14 protein-coding genes are annotated in these 15,799 nt (G+C 68.3%); 5 read left to right on the plus strand and 9 right to left on the minus strand.

The genetic code is table 11. The annotated features are described in order from the left end of the window. Positions 1 to 68: 68 nt before the first annotated feature. Positions 69 to 302: a hypothetical protein gene (locus LGM42_RS31205; RefSeq protein ID WP_023477920.1), complete on the plus strand. Its 234-nt coding sequence runs from the start codon at positions 69 to 71 to the stop codon at positions 300 to 302. A 58-nt stretch (positions 303 to 360) separates the two neighbouring features. Here the strand turns inward: LGM42_RS31205 and LGM42_RS31210 are convergent, their stop codons facing one another. After that, a complete protein-coding gene (locus LGM42_RS31210; protein WP_226234250.1) occupies positions 361 to 1,149 on the minus strand; it encodes a Mut7-C ubiquitin/RNAse domain-containing protein in 789 nt (262 codons plus the stop codon). Positions 1,150 to 1,216: 67 nt separating this feature from the next. Between LGM42_RS31210 and LGM42_RS31215 the strand changes: the two genes are divergently transcribed. Together LGM42_RS31215 and LGM42_RS31220 are read left to right on the plus strand one after the other, a co-directional pair. Further along, entirely contained in the window at positions 1,217 to 2,125 is a 909-nt protein-coding gene (locus LGM42_RS31215) for an NAD(P)-dependent oxidoreductase (RefSeq protein WP_226234251.1), read from the plus strand. 72 nt (positions 2,126 to 2,197) lie between these two features. After that, on the plus strand, positions 2,198 to 2,833 hold the full coding sequence (locus LGM42_RS31220; protein WP_059643694.1) for a LysE family translocator: 636 nt from the start codon (positions 2,198 to 2,200) through the stop codon (positions 2,831 to 2,833). 89 nt (positions 2,834 to 2,922) lie between these two features. On the opposite strand, the gene LGM42_RS31225 is transcribed toward LGM42_RS31220, so the two are convergent. Further along, a complete protein-coding gene (locus tag LGM42_RS31225) occupies positions 2,923 to 4,206 on the minus strand; it encodes an MFS transporter (RefSeq protein WP_226234252.1) in 1,284 nt (427 codons plus the stop codon). Between the two features lie 97 nt (positions 4,207 to 4,303). On the opposite strand from LGM42_RS31225, the gene LGM42_RS31230 reads away from it, so the two are divergent. Then, positions 4,304 to 5,233 carry a LysR family transcriptional regulator gene (locus LGM42_RS31230; protein WP_104011778.1) on the plus strand — a complete coding sequence of 310 codons (930 nt, stop codon included), beginning with the start codon at positions 4,304 to 4,306 and terminating at the stop codon, positions 5,231 to 5,233. Positions 5,234 to 5,419: 186 nt separating this feature from the next. Here LGM42_RS31230 and LGM42_RS31235 read toward each other — a convergent pair whose 3' ends face one another. The 7 genes from LGM42_RS31235 to LGM42_RS31265 all read right to left on the minus strand — a co-directional run bounded on the left by LGM42_RS31235 (position 5,420) and on the right by LGM42_RS31265 (position 12,948). Beyond that, positions 5,420 to 6,253, minus strand: a complete 834-nt coding sequence (locus LGM42_RS31235) for an OmpW/AlkL family protein (protein ID WP_059578203.1) — start codon at positions 6,251 to 6,253, stop codon at positions 5,420 to 5,422. 18 nt (positions 6,254 to 6,271) lie between these two features. After that, positions 6,272 to 7,513, minus strand: coding sequence for a DUF2957 domain-containing protein (locus tag LGM42_RS31240; RefSeq protein WP_059578205.1), 1,242 nt, complete (start codon positions 7,511 to 7,513; stop codon positions 6,272 to 6,274). Between the two features lie 147 nt (positions 7,514 to 7,660). Beyond that, a complete protein-coding gene (locus LGM42_RS31245; RefSeq protein WP_059578207.1) occupies positions 7,661 to 9,082 on the minus strand; it encodes a DUF2957 domain-containing protein in 1,422 nt (473 codons plus the stop codon). 434 nt (positions 9,083 to 9,516) lie between these two features. Further along, positions 9,517 to 10,467, minus strand: a complete 951-nt coding sequence (gene argC, locus LGM42_RS31250) for an N-acetyl-gamma-glutamyl-phosphate reductase (RefSeq protein WP_226234253.1) — start codon at positions 10,465 to 10,467, stop codon at positions 9,517 to 9,519. 166 nt (positions 10,468 to 10,633) lie between these two features. Next, the gene (locus tag LGM42_RS31255; RefSeq protein ID WP_011546661.1) at positions 10,634 to 11,206 is read right to left on the minus strand and encodes a flavodoxin family protein; all 573 of its coding nucleotides are present in this window, start codon (positions 11,204 to 11,206) and stop codon (positions 10,634 to 10,636) included. Positions 11,207 to 11,424: 218 nt separating this feature from the next. Continuing rightward, complete coding sequence (locus LGM42_RS31260; RefSeq protein ID WP_060966384.1) at positions 11,425 to 12,021, minus strand: YbhB/YbcL family Raf kinase inhibitor-like protein; 597 nt, start codon at positions 12,019 to 12,021, stop codon at positions 11,425 to 11,427. A 240-nt stretch (positions 12,022 to 12,261) separates the two neighbouring features. Then, on the minus strand, positions 12,262 to 12,948 hold the full coding sequence (locus LGM42_RS31265; protein ID WP_059578215.1) for an orotate phosphoribosyltransferase: 687 nt from the start codon (positions 12,946 to 12,948) through the stop codon (positions 12,262 to 12,264). 459 nt (positions 12,949 to 13,407) lie between these two features. Here LGM42_RS31265 and LGM42_RS31270 point away from each other — a divergent pair, with 459 nt between their 5' ends. Next, the gene (locus tag LGM42_RS31270) at positions 13,408 to 15,678 is read left to right on the plus strand and encodes an NADP-dependent malic enzyme (RefSeq protein ID WP_059578218.1); all 2,271 of its coding nucleotides are present in this window, start codon (positions 13,408 to 13,410) and stop codon (positions 15,676 to 15,678) included. Positions 15,679 to 15,799: the final 121 nt, after the last annotated feature.

The raw sequence follows: 15,799 nt of genomic DNA on the forward strand, positions 1-15,799 counted from the left end.
TCCGGTGCGAATGCCTCGCATCTTTAATTACCGGTACGTTTGATTTTTTCTCCGCTAAAGGAAAAACAATGAAGAAGACGCTCGCTTCGATCATCGCCGCGGCATTCGCGCTCGCATCGGTTTCGGCATTCGCACAGGCGTCCGCGCCGGCAGCCGACACGCCGGCTGCCGCATCGGCACCGGCCAAGAAGGATCACAGCAAGCCGAAGCACCAGCTGAAGCACCACGGTTCGAAGAAGGGCCAGGCGAAGGCCGCAGCCGCATCGGCCGCCGGCACGAACGACGCAGGCACGCAGAACTAAGCGGTTCGCCGCCACGGCCGGCCAGCCCCGCATGCTCCGGCATGCGGGGTTTTGTTTTTCAGGCGCCGAATTCGCCTGGTTCGTCGGATTCGCCCGGTTCGTCGAGCCGAACGGGCGGCGGCGCGCGCATCGCGTCGACCACCGTGCGCATGCGCCGCCAGTGCGAGCCTTCCCAGAACACGCGCCGGCACACGTCGCACGCGACGAAGCGCCGCTGCCGCTGCCGGACGCCCGCCGGCACGCGCGGCGCGGCGGCGGCCGCGTCGAGCGGATGCAGCGGCGCGTTGCAGCGCAGGCACAGCCGGAACGGCCGCATGTGCGGGGCGAGATCGAGCCGCTCGAACAGTTCGCGCAACTGGTCGGCCGGCTGCCGCGCATGGAGATAGCAGCCGCGCACGACCGCGCGCCGCTTGAGCAGTTCGCGGTCGCGGGTCAGCACGATCCGGTGCTCGCGCTCGGCCAGCGCCGCGAGTTCGTCGTCGCGGTAGTGGTTGTCGTAGCAGGTGTCGAAGCCGGCGAGGCGCAGCAGTTGCGCGAGGCCGCCGAGATGCGCGTCGGCGACGAAGCGCCATGACGCCGGCGGCAGTCCGGTGGCACCGTTGGCCGCCGGCCGCGCGCGCTCGGGAAAGACGTCGACGCGGTCGCCGTCGTCGAGCGGGCGGTCGAGCGCGGCCGGCGCGTCGTTCACGCACAGCCGGCCGATTTCGGTATGCGGGACGCCGAGCGCCTCGATCGCGTGCTTCACCGTCGCATCGCGCGCGCACGCGTGGGCGAACGCCCGATCGCGCCGCGGGCGCGCGAGAAAGGCGTTCAGTTCGCCGTGAAAGCGGAAGGTCGCGGTCGCCATTCGTGCAGTATCGCACCGCGCCGGCCGGTCGGCGGCAGGCGGCAGGCGCTGCAGACCGTCGGCATCTGTGTTTAACTCGCGGCTTCACGGAGCGAAGGAGCGGGTGATGGATCTCGGGTTTATCGGGCTGGGCGAAATGGGGCAGGCGATCGCGACGAACCTGCTGAAGGCGGGCCACACGGTGCGGGTCTGGAACCGCTCGCGCGAGCGGGCCGAGCCGCTCGCGGCGTTCGGCGCGCGGATCGTCGACACGCCGGCCGACGCGTTCCGCGGCGACGCCGTGTTCTCGATGCTCGGCGACGATGCGGCCGCGCGCGCGGTGTTCGACGACGCGCTGCTGGCCCAGGCGCCGCGCGGGCTGATCCACGTGAACATGGCGACGGTATCGGTCGCGCTCGCCGAGTCGCTCGCGCACGCGCATGCGTCGCGCGGCATCGACTATGTCGCCGCGCCGGTGATGGGGCGGCCCGACGTCGCGGCCGCCGCGCGCCTGACGATCATGGCCGGCGGCCCGGCCGAGGCGATCGACCGCGTGCAGCCGCTGTTCGACGCGATCGGCCAGAAGACCTGGCGGTTCGGCTCGCTGCCGCAGCACGCGAACGTCGCGAAGATCGCCGCGAACTTCACGCTCGCGTCGGCGATCGAGACGCTCGGCGAGGCATCCGCGCTGCTGGGCGCGCACGGCGTCGCGATGCGCGATTTCCTTGACGTGATCACCAGCAGCGTGTTTCCGGGGCCCGTCTACGAGGGCTACGGCGCGATGATCGCCGAGCGGCGCTACGAGCCCGCGCGCTTCAAGGCGCGGCTCGGGCTGAAGGACGTCCGGCTCGCGCTGGAGGCCGGCGACGCGACGTCGGTGCCGCTGCCGGTGGCGAGCGTCGTGCGCGACAGCCTGCTCGACGCGCTCGCGCACGGCGGCGGCGACCAGGATTTCGCGGTGCTCGGCGAAGTGGCGCTGCGCCGCGCGGGCCGCTGACACGCGACAGAAGCGCGGTGCGCACGGCATAATCGGCAGTTCGTTTTCCGTCCATTTCAGGTAGAGGCAGTCATGAACTTGCATACGTGGTGGCTTTTCGTGGCGACGGTATTCGTCGTGTCGGCGATTCCGGGCCCGAACATGCTGCTCGTGATGACGCACGGCGCGCGGCACGGGCTGCGGCGTTCGTCCGCGACGATGGCCGGTTGCCTGAGCGCGCTGGTGCTGATGCTCGCGGTCTCCGCGGCGGGGCTTGGCGCGGTGCTCGAAGCATGGCCGGCGATGTTCAATGCGTTGCGCTTCGCGGGCGCGGCCTACCTGATCTATCTCGGCGTGAAGGCGTGGCGCGCACGCGTGGACGACGCGCCGGCGGCTGACGTCGACGCCGTGTCGCAACAGGCATCGGCATCGCGCGCGGCGCTGTTCCGCAACGGCTTCCTGGTCGCGGGCAGCAACCCGAAGGCGATCCTGTTCGCGGCCGCGCTGTTGCCGCAGTTCATCAACGCGGCCGAGCCGACGCTGCCGCAGTTCGGCATCCTCGTCGTCACGTTCGCGGTGATCGAGGTGAGCTGGTATCTCGTCTACGCGGCGTTCGGCACGCGCATCGGCGCCACGCTGAAGAGCCAGAGCGTCGCGAAGGTGTTCAACCGGCTGACGGGCGGGCTGTTCGTCGGCTTCGGCGCGATGATGGCGCTGGTCCGTCACTGATTCCCGGCCCGCGCCGGCGTACCGAACGCCCCGTCCCTCGCGAGAGGGCGGGGCGTTCGGCTTTCGAGCGCCGCTTCACCGCTGCCCGCTTATGCGCGCGGGCGATCGAGCGCCGCGGCGCCCGCCGCGCGCCCGGCCACCAGCCCGAACCCGGCCGCCGCGCCGGCGAACGCGAACCCGACGCCGCACACCGCGCTCCAGCCGCCCCATGCCCATGCGCTGCCCGCGAGCGCCGCGCCGAGCGCGCCGCCGATGAAGAACAGCCCGACGAACAGCCCGTTCAGGCGTCCGCGCGCGGCCGGGTTCAGCAGGTTGATCGCGCGGCGGCCGATCGTCTGGTCGACGATCACGCCTGCGTCGAGCAGCGCCGCGCCGCCGGCCAGCAGCGCGAGCGCGAGGCCGCGATGCGCATGCATATCGAAGCCGAACCAGCCCGCGCCGGCGATCCCGAGCACGGTCAGGGCCGCGAGCATCGTGCCGTGCGCGAGCCGCTGCGCGGCCGGGCCGTGGCCGCGGTCGCCCGCGCGGCCGGCGAGCGGCGTGACGATCGCGCCGCTGGCGCCGGCAAACGCGAACAGCGCAATGCCATGCAGGTCGAGCGCGAACGGCGGCTGCGCGAGCCGCAGTCCGACGGCGGTCCAGAATGCGCTGAACGCGGCCATCGCGAGCGCGGCCGACAGCGCATGCCGGCGCAGCACCGGCTCGTCGGCGAGCAGGCGTCCCATCGACGCGAGCAACGCGCGGTAGCTCGCCGTGATCGACGGCGTGCGCGCCGGCAGGCGCAGCGCGAGCACGACGGCGATCGCCGCGTTCGCGAGCGCGGCCAGCAGATAGAACGTGCGCCAGCCGGCCGAGCCCGCGATCAGGCTCGCGAGCGGCCGCGACAGCAGGATCCCGAGCATCAGCCCGCTCATCACGTTGCCGACCGCGCGGCCGCGCTGAGCTTCGGGCGACATCGACGCGGCCATCGGCACCAGCATCTGGATCACGCTCGACGCGGCGCCGGCCGCGAGCGTCGCGAGCAGGAACACGGTGCCCGAGCGCGTGAAGGCGGGCAGCACGAGCGCGGCCGCGCAGACGCCGAGCGTCGCGACGATCAGACGGCGGTTCTCGAGCAGGTCGACCAGCGGCACGAGCAACGCGAGCCCGGCCGCGTAGCCGAGCTGCGGCAGCATCGCGACGAGGCCGGCAAGGCCGGGCGGCAGGTGCAGGTCCGCGCTGATCGGGCCGGTCAGCGGTTGCGCGGCGAACAGGTTCATCACGATCACGCCGACCGTCGCGGCGAAGAACAGCGTCATGCCGGTGCTCAGCGCGGGCGGCGCGGCGACGGACGGGGAAACGGGGGCAGGGCAGCGGCTGGCAGGGCAGTTCATCGGGAGGCCGGGTGGTAGGTCGAAGGAATTCCCATCCTAGGTGCCTGATGTTTATGCGACAATTGAAATATGTCTAACATGATTATGCGAGTTTGTTTTGAATACGCGTGATCTCCAGGCGTTCGTCGCGGTCGTCGACAGCGGGTCGATGGTGGCCGCGGCCGCGAAACTCCACCTGACGCAGCCGGGCCTGACGCGGCGTGTGCAGAACCTCGAGACGCTGCTCGGCGTGCCGCTGCTCGAACGGCAGAGCAAGCCGCTGAAGCCGACCGCCGCCGGGCGCGACGTCTACGCGCTCGCGCGCAACGTGCTCGGCGCGGTCGACGAGCTGATGGCGGCGGGCGCGCCGAACGGCGAGCCGTCAGGCGAGTTGCGCATCGGCGTGCCGCCGTTCCTGTCCGAGCTCGCGCTCGAGCGGCCGATCGACCGGCTACGCGAGGCGTTCCCGCGCCTCACGCTGCGCGTGACGGCCGGCTGGTCGCCCGCGCTGGTGCAGGGCATCGAGCGCGGCGCGCTCGACGTCGCGACCGTGATGGTGCCGGCGAGCGCGGCGCTGCCCGACGCGTTGACGGCGACGCTGCTCGCCACGCAGCCGACGGTGCTCGTTGCCGCGCGCGATTTCCCGCTGCCGGACGGCCCGCTGTCGCTCGACACGCTGTCCGGTTTTCCGTGGGTGCTGAGCCAGGACGGCTGCGGGATGCGCTCGGCGCTGAGCCGCGCGCTCGGCGCGGCCGGGCTGCCGTTCGACGTCGCGGTGGAAGCGTTCGGCTCGGAGCTGCAGTTGTCGCTCGTCGCGCGCGGCGCCGGCATCGGCATCGCCGCGCCGAACGCGCTGGCGCGCAGCGCGCATCGCGACGCGCTGAGGGTGGTGGAAACGGCGGGGCTGGAAACGCGAATCAACGTGTGGATCGTGCACGGCACGTTGCCGGGTCGTCTCACGCGGCCTGTCGCGCTGCTGCGCGACGCATTGGGCGAGGTGCTCGAACGGGAGAACGAAAAGGGGTCAGGCGCCGTCACGGCGAACTAGAGGCCGCATTCGAGGGAAAATCCTTATTTTCTCTACGGAAATGTTGCATTGCGGAAACCGATTCGCTATAGTGACACCTGTCTCCTCCATGTCTCCTCTGATATGGATTCAGCCCGCCACTTAGGCGGGCTTTTTTTTGCCTGCGATTGTGTCGCGGCCATCCATTCGCGCCGACAGTCGCCGCGCTCAGAACTTGTACGTCATCCCGACGTAGCTGATGATCGGGTCCGCCTTCAGGTCCGATTTCGACTCGGCGAGCACCGAGCCGTCGGCTGCCTTGATCGTCACCGTCGACGTCGTCTTCAGCGGGATGTAGGTCACCGACGCCACCAGCCCGAAGTGTTCCGTCACGTTGTACTGCAGGCCTGCGTTGAACACCGGCTGCCACGACGACGACGCCTTCGCCTCCACCGAGGTCGTTCCCGGCTTGCCCGCGCCCGCCGCGAGGATCGCGCCGAGGTTGTCCTGCGTCTGCTTGATGAAGTTCGTGTTGAGCTGCAGGTCGCTGAACCAGTTGTACGACACGCCGAGGCCGAGGAACGGCCGGAATTTCGCGGTCGCCTGCCCGAAGTAGTACTGCAGGATCACCGCGGGGCTCCACTGCCGCACGCTCTTCACGATCGGGTTGACCGACCCGAGCCCGATGTTCTGCGTGCCGAGCGCGCCCGCCGGGCCCGGCGGCTTGATCGTGCCCTGGCCCGACACCTTGAACACCGGCGGCACGCCGGCCACCGACGTGACCGCGATGTGGTCGGTCAGGAAGTGGCTGACCGTCAGGCCGACCGTGTCGGCGCCGCTCGTGTGCAGCCCGGTGCCCGCCGACGTGAACGACGGCGGCAGCCGCAGCGGCGTGTTGATCGGCGTCGGCGCGACGTTGGTCGTCATCGGCGTGCTGCTCTGCTGCGGCATGATGTGGAACCAGCCCAGCGTGACGACGTTGCTGCCGGCGCTCTGCGCGTGCGCGGCGAGCGGCGCCACGGCGGCGGCGCCGGCCGCCGCGCAGAGAAGGGTTTTCTTCATCACGGCTTTCCCCTCCGCTTACTGGACGAATGCGCCGATCGTGAAATACGGCGTCGATCCCGCGTTGTCGAGGAAACCGAACACGCCACCCGAGAAGATGAACTTGCCGGTCGGCGACGTGCTGCCCGAACCCGTGTGGATCGTCGTGACCGTGCCCGGCACCTTCTGCGTGTAGTCGAGGTCGAGCACTCGCGTGAGCGACGCCTGCGACGGCTGGAACGGATCGAGCAGCGTGGCCTGCTTGTCGATCAGCGCGGTGGTGCGGTAATCGAACTGGCTGTCGACGCCGATGTACTCGCCGTTCTGCGAACCGGCCGCGACGGCCGTCTGCGGCGCGAGGATCGAGATGCTCGATTCGTCGTCGGCGGTCAGGCCCGGCACGCCGTTGCTGTCCGGCGTCGGGTTCGGGTTCGCGACCCCCGTGCGCACGAGGATCGGCACGAGCTGGTTGCGCAGCTTGCCGACGATCATGAAGCCCTTGCCCTGCGGCGTGGCCGACAGCGTCGGCTTCATCTGGCTCGCGTAGTTGTTCGACTGGAACGCGCCGCTGCCGTCGGCCGACTGCACGAAGTTCGTGCCCTGCTGCGTGCACGCGCCGCCGGCGAACTGGCCGGTCGTGTCGCACTTGGTCCACGTGCCGTCCGCGTTGATCGTCACCTTCGCGTCGATCGACGCCGGCGCGAATTTCTGCGACGGCACTTCGCCGAAGCCGATGTGGCTGTACGTGCCCGCGACCTTCGTGATGTCCGTTTCGATCGACGAGAAGCCGATGAACGGGTAGTACGGGAATTTCGTGTCGGGCACCGCGGCCTGGCCGAGCACGCCGTCGAACTGGATCTCCTTGCCGGGAATCGTGCCGCCCGCCACGCCGAAGCCGACGAAGATGCGCGCCGGACGCGACGCATCGAGGCTCCCGCCGTTCAGGCGGAACGCGCACTGGTTCAGCTTGTTGGTCGGCAGCAGCGTTTCCTGCGTGAGCGTGCCGCTGTCGACCGTGCCCGCGCGGGTCGGCACGACGGTGCCGGTCTTTTGCGGCACCGGCGATTCGACATAGGTGACCTGCCAGGTCATCTTGGTCGTGTCGAGCTGGACTTTCGCGAGTTCGCCGCTGCCCGCGCCGCCCGTGAACACGGTGTTGTAGTCGAGCGTCGCGGGGCAAAGCCGCTCCTCGACGAGCGGCGGCGGATTGTCGCTGCCGCCGCCGCAAGCGGAAAGAAGGGGGGCGGCGGCAGCGGCCGCCAGAATGAGGTTGCGCTTCATGTTGCTCCTCCAGATTTGTCTTGTGTGGCGGCCAGCTCCCTGTCGGCCGCTTCTGTTGGTCGTGCTCGTCCTGCCCGCGCCGTGCCGGGCGCCTTCGTGCCTTCCCTGCAACGCGCGGCGGCAGGCCGGCCGCCGCGTCCTCGATCGCTACTTGCTGATCTGCGCGCCCACGCCGAAGTACGGGGTCGACGACGTCGTCGAATTCGCCGACGTCGCCGTGACGCCGCCGTTCACCGTGCCCTGGATCAACGCCGCGTACAGCCCGCCCGTCGCGATCACCACGCCCGATGCCGACGGGTAGCTCGCGCCGCTCGGCGGGGCGGTCTTCGCGTTCAGCAGGCCCGGCGTCGTCTGGCCGTAGTCGAGCGTGAAGCCGTCTTCCTCGGCCTGCGTGGACGGGTTGATGAACGACGCATTGCCGCCGCGGATCAGCGCGGCCGTGTACTTGAAGTTCGAGTCCGCGCCCGCGTAGCCGCCGTCGATCGCGCCCGACGTGATCGCCGTCGCCGCGCCGAGCACCGCGATGCCCGATTCGTCGTCGACCTGCGCATCGAGGTGCAGCGGCGGCGTGCCGAGGTTCACGTTGCCCGTGCGCACGATCACCGGCACCGTCGCGCCGTTGAGCTGGCCGATCACCATGTGCGCGGTCGCCGACTTGCCGGTCGCGCCGACGATCGGCAGTTGCGTCTGCGGCAGTGTCTGCGGCGCCTTGGCGCTGTCGAAGTAGCCGCCGTTCGCGCTTGCCTTCCACGGATCGCCGGTCGTCTGGCAGCCGCCCGCCCCGCTCGACGTGCACGCGCCGTTCGCATCGAACGTCTCGCTCGAGTTCGAGCCCTTGGTCGCGTAGTTGCCCGACGGCACGAGGTGGTAGAGCAGCGCGTTGTACGTGCCCGGCAGCTTCGAGAGGTCGGTCGTCGTGTTCGCGAAGCCGAGGAACGGATAGAAGTCGAAGTGACGGTTCGGCACCTGGCCGACGTTCTGCACGACGCCTGGGATGATCGTCAGCCCGTCGTACTGGATCGTCGCGCCGGGAATGCCGCCGCCCGCCACACCCATGCCGACCAGCAGCATCGGCGGGTTCGCCTGGTTGAAGTCGGCGGCCGTCGAATACGTCGAGCCGTCCGGCGCGGGGCCCGTGCCCGGCGTGAGGACGAACGCGCAGCGCGTCTGCTCGGCGGTCGGCAGCGTGCCGGTCGGCGGATGAACGACCTTGCCGGTGATGGTCGTGCCGACGCGGCTCGGCGTGACGGTGCCCGTCTTCAGCGGAATCGGCGATTCGAGCCACTTGAGCGTGTAGGTCATCGCGACCGCGTCGATGTTGACGCTGACGATCTCGCCGCTACCGGCGCCGCCGAGATACGTGCTCTTCACGATGTCCGCGTTGGCCGGGCACAATGCGCCGTTGATCGGCTGCGAAGGCGGCTGCCCTTGCGGGCCGCAGCTCGAGCCGGAACATTGGGGCGCATCGATCGGCGCGAGCGCGCCGCCGGAGTCCCCCCCGCCACATGCAACCAGGAAAGGGGCAATGGCAAAGGCCGTTGCCACCCCCTTCGATAAGGTGTGCGACATGCCGCTGTCTCCAATCGTTTAATTGTGCGAGCTAATGTCGCTGCCTGTGTTTTTGCTGTCAATTGATGAACCCGTCTAAAAAAAGGCGATTGAAACGGGATCTGCCAATTGAATCCTTTCCTGATAAGGCAATTGGTAAGAATTTAAACGCGAGACAGGCTGTCGAAAGCTGCCGGAGTGGGGCGTGCGCGACGCCCGGCAGGCTCTCGCAACGCCTTCCCGCGTATAACGGCAGCGTTTGAATTGACGGGTATCCGGTTTATCCCTATTCGGGATTGACTGGATAAGGAGGGGCTGGATTAATTCGCGGATAATCGCGCAATGGAAAGCTTGTAAATATTTGTAAATGCGCGATCCGGAGTTTTATATATTGCCTGATACGGGTAAATAAAAAGCCGGCCAGTGGCCGGCTTTGCATGGCATGCGAGGCTGAATCAGCGTTTGAGGCCTGCGTCCTCGGCCGCGCCGATGTTGAGGTTCATGCACTGGATCGCGGCGCCCGACGCGCCCTTGCCGAGGTTGTCGAGGCGCGCGACGGTGACGAAGCGCTCCGCGTTGCCGAACACGAACAGGTCGACGCGGTTCGTGTCGTTGTTCGCCTGCACGTCGAAGAAGCCGCCGTCGAGGTTCGCGTCCGCGTCGAACGGTGCGACGCGCACGAACGCCTCGTCCGCGTAGTACTCGACGAACACGCGCTGCACGTCCTGCGGCGTCGCGCGCTTCGCGAGCTGCTCGGGCGTGAAGTAGGTCGTCACCGCGAGGCCCTTCAGGAACGGGCCGACGATCGGCGTGAAGATCGGTGCGTTCGCGAGGCCCGTGTGCGCGGCCATTTCCGGCAGGTGCTTGTGCGCGAGGCCGAGCGCGTACGGGCGCGGGCTCGCGAGCTTGCCGCCCGGCGCGGCGTTTTCGTATTCGGCGATCATCGACTTGCCGCCGCCGCTGTAGCCGGTGATCGAGTAGCTGTGCGCGGCGAACGTCGGCGCGACGATGCCCGCGTCGACGAGCGGACGCATCGCGAGCACGAACGCCGATGCGTGGCAGCCGGGCACCGCGATGCGCTTCGACGTGCGAATCTTCTCGCGCTGCGCGCGGGTCAGTTCCGGCAGGCCGTACGCCCAGTCGGCATGCGTGCGGAACGCGGTGCTCGCGTCGATCAGCGTGGTGTTCGGGTTCTCGACGAGCGACGCGGATTCGCGCGACGCGACGTCCGGCAGGCACAGGAACGTGACGTCCGACGCGTTGATCAGGCGGCGGCGCTCGTCGACGTCCTTGCGCTTCGCTTCCTCGATGCGCAGGATCTCGATGTCGCTGCGTGCCGACAGGTATTCGAAGATCTTGAGGCCGGTCGTACCTTCCTGGCCGTCGACAAAAACTTTGGTGCTCATTTCGCTCTCACTGGATGAAACGGGAGCCGCGGCGCCCTGAAACCGCCATTTTAAGACGTCATCCGGCGGCGCTGTGCCGCGCGGGACGAAAAAAGACGGCCGGCGGCCGTCTTCGTGTCCCTTTGACGCCCGCGCCGATACGCGCGCGGGCCGGGGGAGGGCGTGCTCAGCGGGCGCCGGCGTCCCAGCGGGCGGTCGCTTCGGCGACGCGCCGGCCGAATGCCTTGCCGGTTTCGAGGTCGCCCGGCAGCGGGCCCTCGTCGGGCGTCGCATCGGCCGGCGACTGCGCGAGCAGGCCCGTGGAGCCGCCGAGATAGTTGATGTCGTTGCGCGTGGCCGCCTTCGAGTTCGCCGGCATCAGGCTCGTGCCGACCCACACCATCCCATGCTGCATCGCCAGCGTGACGAAATATTGAATCGTCGAGAACTTGTCGCCGTTCATCGTCGCCGAGTTCGTGAAGCCCGCGGCGATCTTGTCCTTCCACTTCTGCGTGAACCACGCTTTCGACGTGGCATCGGCGAATTGCTTGAACTGCGCCGACGGGCCGCCCATGTAGGTCGGCGCGCCGAAGACGATCGCGTCGGCCGCGTCGAGCGCGGCCCAGCCCGCGTCGTCGAGGTCGCCGACGGCGATCAGGCGCACGTTCGCGCCGGCATCCTGCGCGCCCGCATGCACGGCCTCGGCCAGTTTCTGCGTGTGACCATAGCCGCTGTGATAGACGATGACGATGTTCGACATGAAGCGTTCTCCGGAAAGGGACGGGAACGGCGGGCCGCCGTGGCTCGCCGCGTCACGCGTCGCCGGCAGGCGGCGCGACGGTCGCGCGGCAGGGCATGCCGCGACCGGTGACGACGAGTCTAGCAAGCCGAAATGACGAGACAACGTGCGCGCGCGGCGCACTGAAATTCGCGGCGGCCGGCAATCGCGGCGCCGCCGCCGGGCGAGGCACCGCGCGGCTACTGCCCGTACGTGACCGTGAGTCGCGCGGTGCCGATCGCGAGCGTGCCGATCTCGTGCTCGAACATCGGCGCGGGGCGGCCCTGCGACACGCGCAGGTCGGTGCCTTTCAGCGCGTAGACGGTGATCACGTAGCGATGCGGCTTGCCGGGCGGCGGGCACGGACCGCCGTAACCGTCGATCCCGTAGTCGTTGCGCGCCTCGCTTGCGCCGATGCGGCGCAGGAAGCCGGATGCGCTCGCGTCGGCCGGCAGGCTCGTGACGGTCGCCGGAATGCCGGCCACGGCCCAGTGCCACCAGCCGTGCCCGGGCGCGTCGGGATCGAAGATCGTGACCGCGTAGCCGCGCGTGCCGGGCGGCGGGTTGTGCCACGCGAGTTGCGGCGAGCGGTTCGCGCCCTTGCAGTCGCCGCGGTCGAACACGTTCGCGGCCCGCACGCGGGCGCCGGGCGTCAGGTCGTCGCTCGTCACGGTGAACGGGCCTTCCGCATGCGCGGGCACTGCCGCGAAAACGGCGGCGCAGAGGAGGGCGGGGAGAAGGAACGGAGACGGGCGACCCGATGGCGCAGGCGGAGCGATCCGGCGATCCACACGCATATGGCGCTTCTCCCGTCACGTGGGCCGGACCGAGACGCCCGGCATTGTTGGCGTTGTGTGTTGCCCGCGCAGCTGAGGGCGGCGATGGATCAAGTCTAGCATTAGGGTTCGATGAGCGATGCCCACCGCCGCCCGCGATTGCGCTCGGTCAGGGTGCATGGCAACGGACGAAAAAAAGCCGCCTGCGGTGAAGCAGGCGGCTTGTTCAGCCAGTGCGCCGGCATGCATGCCGGCGTGGCGTCATTCCTTCGCGGCCGTCGCGCCGCCGTGCGCGGCCGACCATTCGGCCGGTGCGTGCAGGAATTTCTCGACTTCGTCGAGCGTCTTCGTCTCGAAGTAGCCCGAGGCCTTCGCGACACGCAGCACGTCCCACCACGTGGCGAGCGCGTGCAGGTCGACGTCGATGTCCTTCAGGACCGACACGCTTTCCTTGAAGATGTCGTAGTGGAACAGCACGAAGCAGTGGTTCACCGTCGCGCCCGCGGTGCGCAGCGCGTTGACGAAGTTGATCTTGCTGCGGCTGTCGGTCGTCAGGTCTTCCACCAGCAGCACGCGCGAGCCTTCCTCGAGATGGCCTTCGATCTGCGCATTGCGGCCGAAACCCTTCGGCTTTTTGCGCACGTACTGCATCGGCACCATCATCCGGTCGGCGATCCATGCCGCGAACGGGATGCCGGCCGTCTCGCCGCCCGCCACCGCATCGATCTGCTCGAAGCCGATGTCGCGCGTGATCGTCGTTTCCGCCATTTCCATCAGCGCACGGCGCACGCGCGGATACGAGATCAGCTTGCGGCAGTCGATATAGACGGGGCTTGCCCAGCCGGACGTGAAGATGAACGGTTTTTCGGCATTGAAGTGCACCGCCTGCACTTCGAGCAGGATTTTGGCGGTCGTATCCGAGATCGACTGACGATCGTAGCCTGTCATGGGCATTCCTTGGGTGATGAGCGAGGAGCGGGCGCGGGCCCGGTGGCGCAGCAAGGGGAACCTGCCCGGAGGGCCGGGGCGCGATCGGCAGGCCAATCGCATCGCTGCGCGCGTAGCCCGCTATTTTACCCGATCCAGGCCGGTTTTCGGCGGAATTCGCGCGGTTCGGCGCGCGGCTCACCACAGGCGAAACAAATGGGGTGCGACCAGTCCGATGCGGATGCCGGGGATGCGGCGGTGCACCAACGGAGGTCATTTAGGGGGTGTACACTAGGCGACCCTAAGAAATCGTTCAGTACTTTGTACTTTCCTCTTGCCATCCGCCAAGGTTCGATGGCGTGCCGATCCGGCGCGTCGCGGGCCGTCTCGCAGTCGACCATCCCCTCGATTCAAGCAGACGCGGCCGAAGGTGCTGTGTACTGAGTCGTCAATATTTCGCATGTCTCTCGCAGGTCAATCATGGACGAACAACTGAAGCAGGCCGCTCTCGCTTATCACCTGAACCCGAAACCCGGCAAGATTTCGGTCACCCCGACCAAGCCGCTGTCGAACCAGCTCGATCTGTCGCTCGCGTATTCGCCGGGCGTCGCCGCCGCGTGCGAGGCGATCCACGCCGATCCGCTCGACGCGCAGAAGTACACGTCGCGCGGCAACCTCGTCGGCGTCATCACCAACGGCACGGCCGTGCTCGGTCTGGGCAACATCGGCCCGCTCGCCGCGAAGCCGGTGATGGAAGGCAAGGGCTGCCTCTTCAAGAAATTCGCGGGCATCGACGTGTTCGACATCGAACTGTCGGAGTCCGACCCCGACAAGCTCGTCGAGGCGATCGCGATGCTCGAGCCGACGCTCGGCGGCATCAACCTCGAGGACATCAAGGCGCCGGAATGCTTCTACATCGAGCAGAAGCTGCGCGAGCGCATGAAGATTCCCGTCTTCCACGACGACCAGCACGGCACCGCGATCATCGCGTCGGCCGCGATCCTGAACGGCCTGAAGGTCGTCGGCAAGAAACTCGCCGACGTGAAGCTCGTGTGTTCGGGCGCCGGCGCGGCCGCGATCGCGTGCCTCGACCTGCTGGTGAACCTCGGCCTCACGAAGTCGAACATCCTCGTCGCCGATTCGAAGGGCGTGATCTACGAAGGGCGCGGCAACCTCGATCCGTCGAAGCAGCGCTATGCGGCGAACACCGACGCGCGCTCGCTCGCCGACGCGATCGTCGGCGCGGACGTGTTCCTCGGCTGCTCGAGCGCGGGCGTGCTGAAGCAGGACATGGTCAAGACGATGGGCGACAAGCCGCTGATCCTGGCGCTCGCGAACCCGGAACCGGAAATCCGCCCGGAAGACGCGAAAGCCGTGCGCCCGGACGCGATCGTCGCGACCGGCCGCTCGGACTACCCGAACCAGGTCAACAACGTGCTGTGCTTCCCGTTCATCTTCCGCGGCGCGCTCGACGTCGGCGCGACGACGATCACGGAAGAAATGAAGCTCGCGTGCGTGCGCGCGATCGCCGAGCTGGCCCAGGAAACCGACCAGAGCGAGGAAGTCGCGAAGGCGTACGAAGGCCATTCGCTCGAATTCGGGCCGGACTACCTGATTCCGAAGCCGTTCGACCCGCGCCTGATCATCAAGATCGCGCCGGCCGTCGCTCAGGCCGCGATGGATTCGGGCGTCGCCACGCGCCCGATCCAGGACATGGACGCCTATCGCGAGCAGCTCGGCGCGACCGTCTACCGCACCGGCATGGTGATGCGCCCCGTGTTCGCGACCGCGAAGCAGAAGGAGGCCCGCATCGTGTTCGCCGAGGGCGAGGACGAGCGCGTGCTGCGCGCCGCGCAGTTCGTGCTGCTGGAAAAGATCGCGAAGCCGATCATCATCGGCCGTCCGTCGGTCGTCGACATGCGCCTGGCGAAGATCGGCTCGAAGCTGAAGGCCGGCACCGATTTCGAAATCGTCGATCCGGAAGACGATGCGCGCTACCACCGCTACTGGCAGGCGTATCAGGAGATCGGCGCGCGCGACGGCGTGACGCCGGAAGTCGCGAAGGCCGCGATGCGCAAGTTCAACACGCTGATCGGCGCGATGCTCGTGCATCTGGGCGACGCGGACGGGATGATCTGCGGGATGATCGACACGTTCCACAGCCACCTGAAGTTCATCGAGCAGGTGCTGGGCCGCGCGAAGGGCGCCGAGCACTTCGCCGCGATGAACCTGCTGATGCTGCCGGGCCGCAACCTGTTCGTGTGCGACACGTACGTGAACGAGCTGCCGAGCGCCGACCAGCTCGCCGACATGACGATCCAGGCCGCGGCCGAGATCGAGCGCTTCGGCATCACGCCGAAGGCCGCGCTGCTGTCGAACTCGAACTTCGGCAGCGCGCCGTCGGCGTCGTCGCGCCGGATGGCCGAGGCCCGCAAGCTGATCGTCGAACGTGCGCCGAACCTCGAAGTCGACGGCGAAATGCACGGCGACGCGGCATTGTCGGAACTGATCCGCAAGCAGGCGTTCCCGGGCACGACGCTGTCGGGCGAGGCGAACCTGCTGATCATGCCGAACGTCGAAGCGGCGAACATCGCGTACAACCTGCTGAAGATGGTCGGCGGCGAAGGCGTGACGGTCGGCCCGTTCCTGCTCGGCGCGGCCAAGCCCGTCCACATCCTGACGCCGGCCGCGACCGTGCGCCGGATCATCAACATGACGGCCGTTGCCGCCGCGAACGTGAACACGAAGTAAGTCCACGCCCGCGGTGCCGCGCGTCACGCGCGGCGCAATGAAAAAGCTACGGAACCTGCGTTCCGTGGCTTTTTTTCGCGTGAACCGTAACGGGCGAGGGCGGGGGGGGGGGGGGCCGGCA

Origin of the sequence: Burkholderia sp. AU39826, assembly GCF_020419965.1 — a bacterium.
Taxonomy (GTDB): Bacteria; Pseudomonadota; Gammaproteobacteria; order Burkholderiales; family Burkholderiaceae; genus Burkholderia; species Burkholderia semiarida.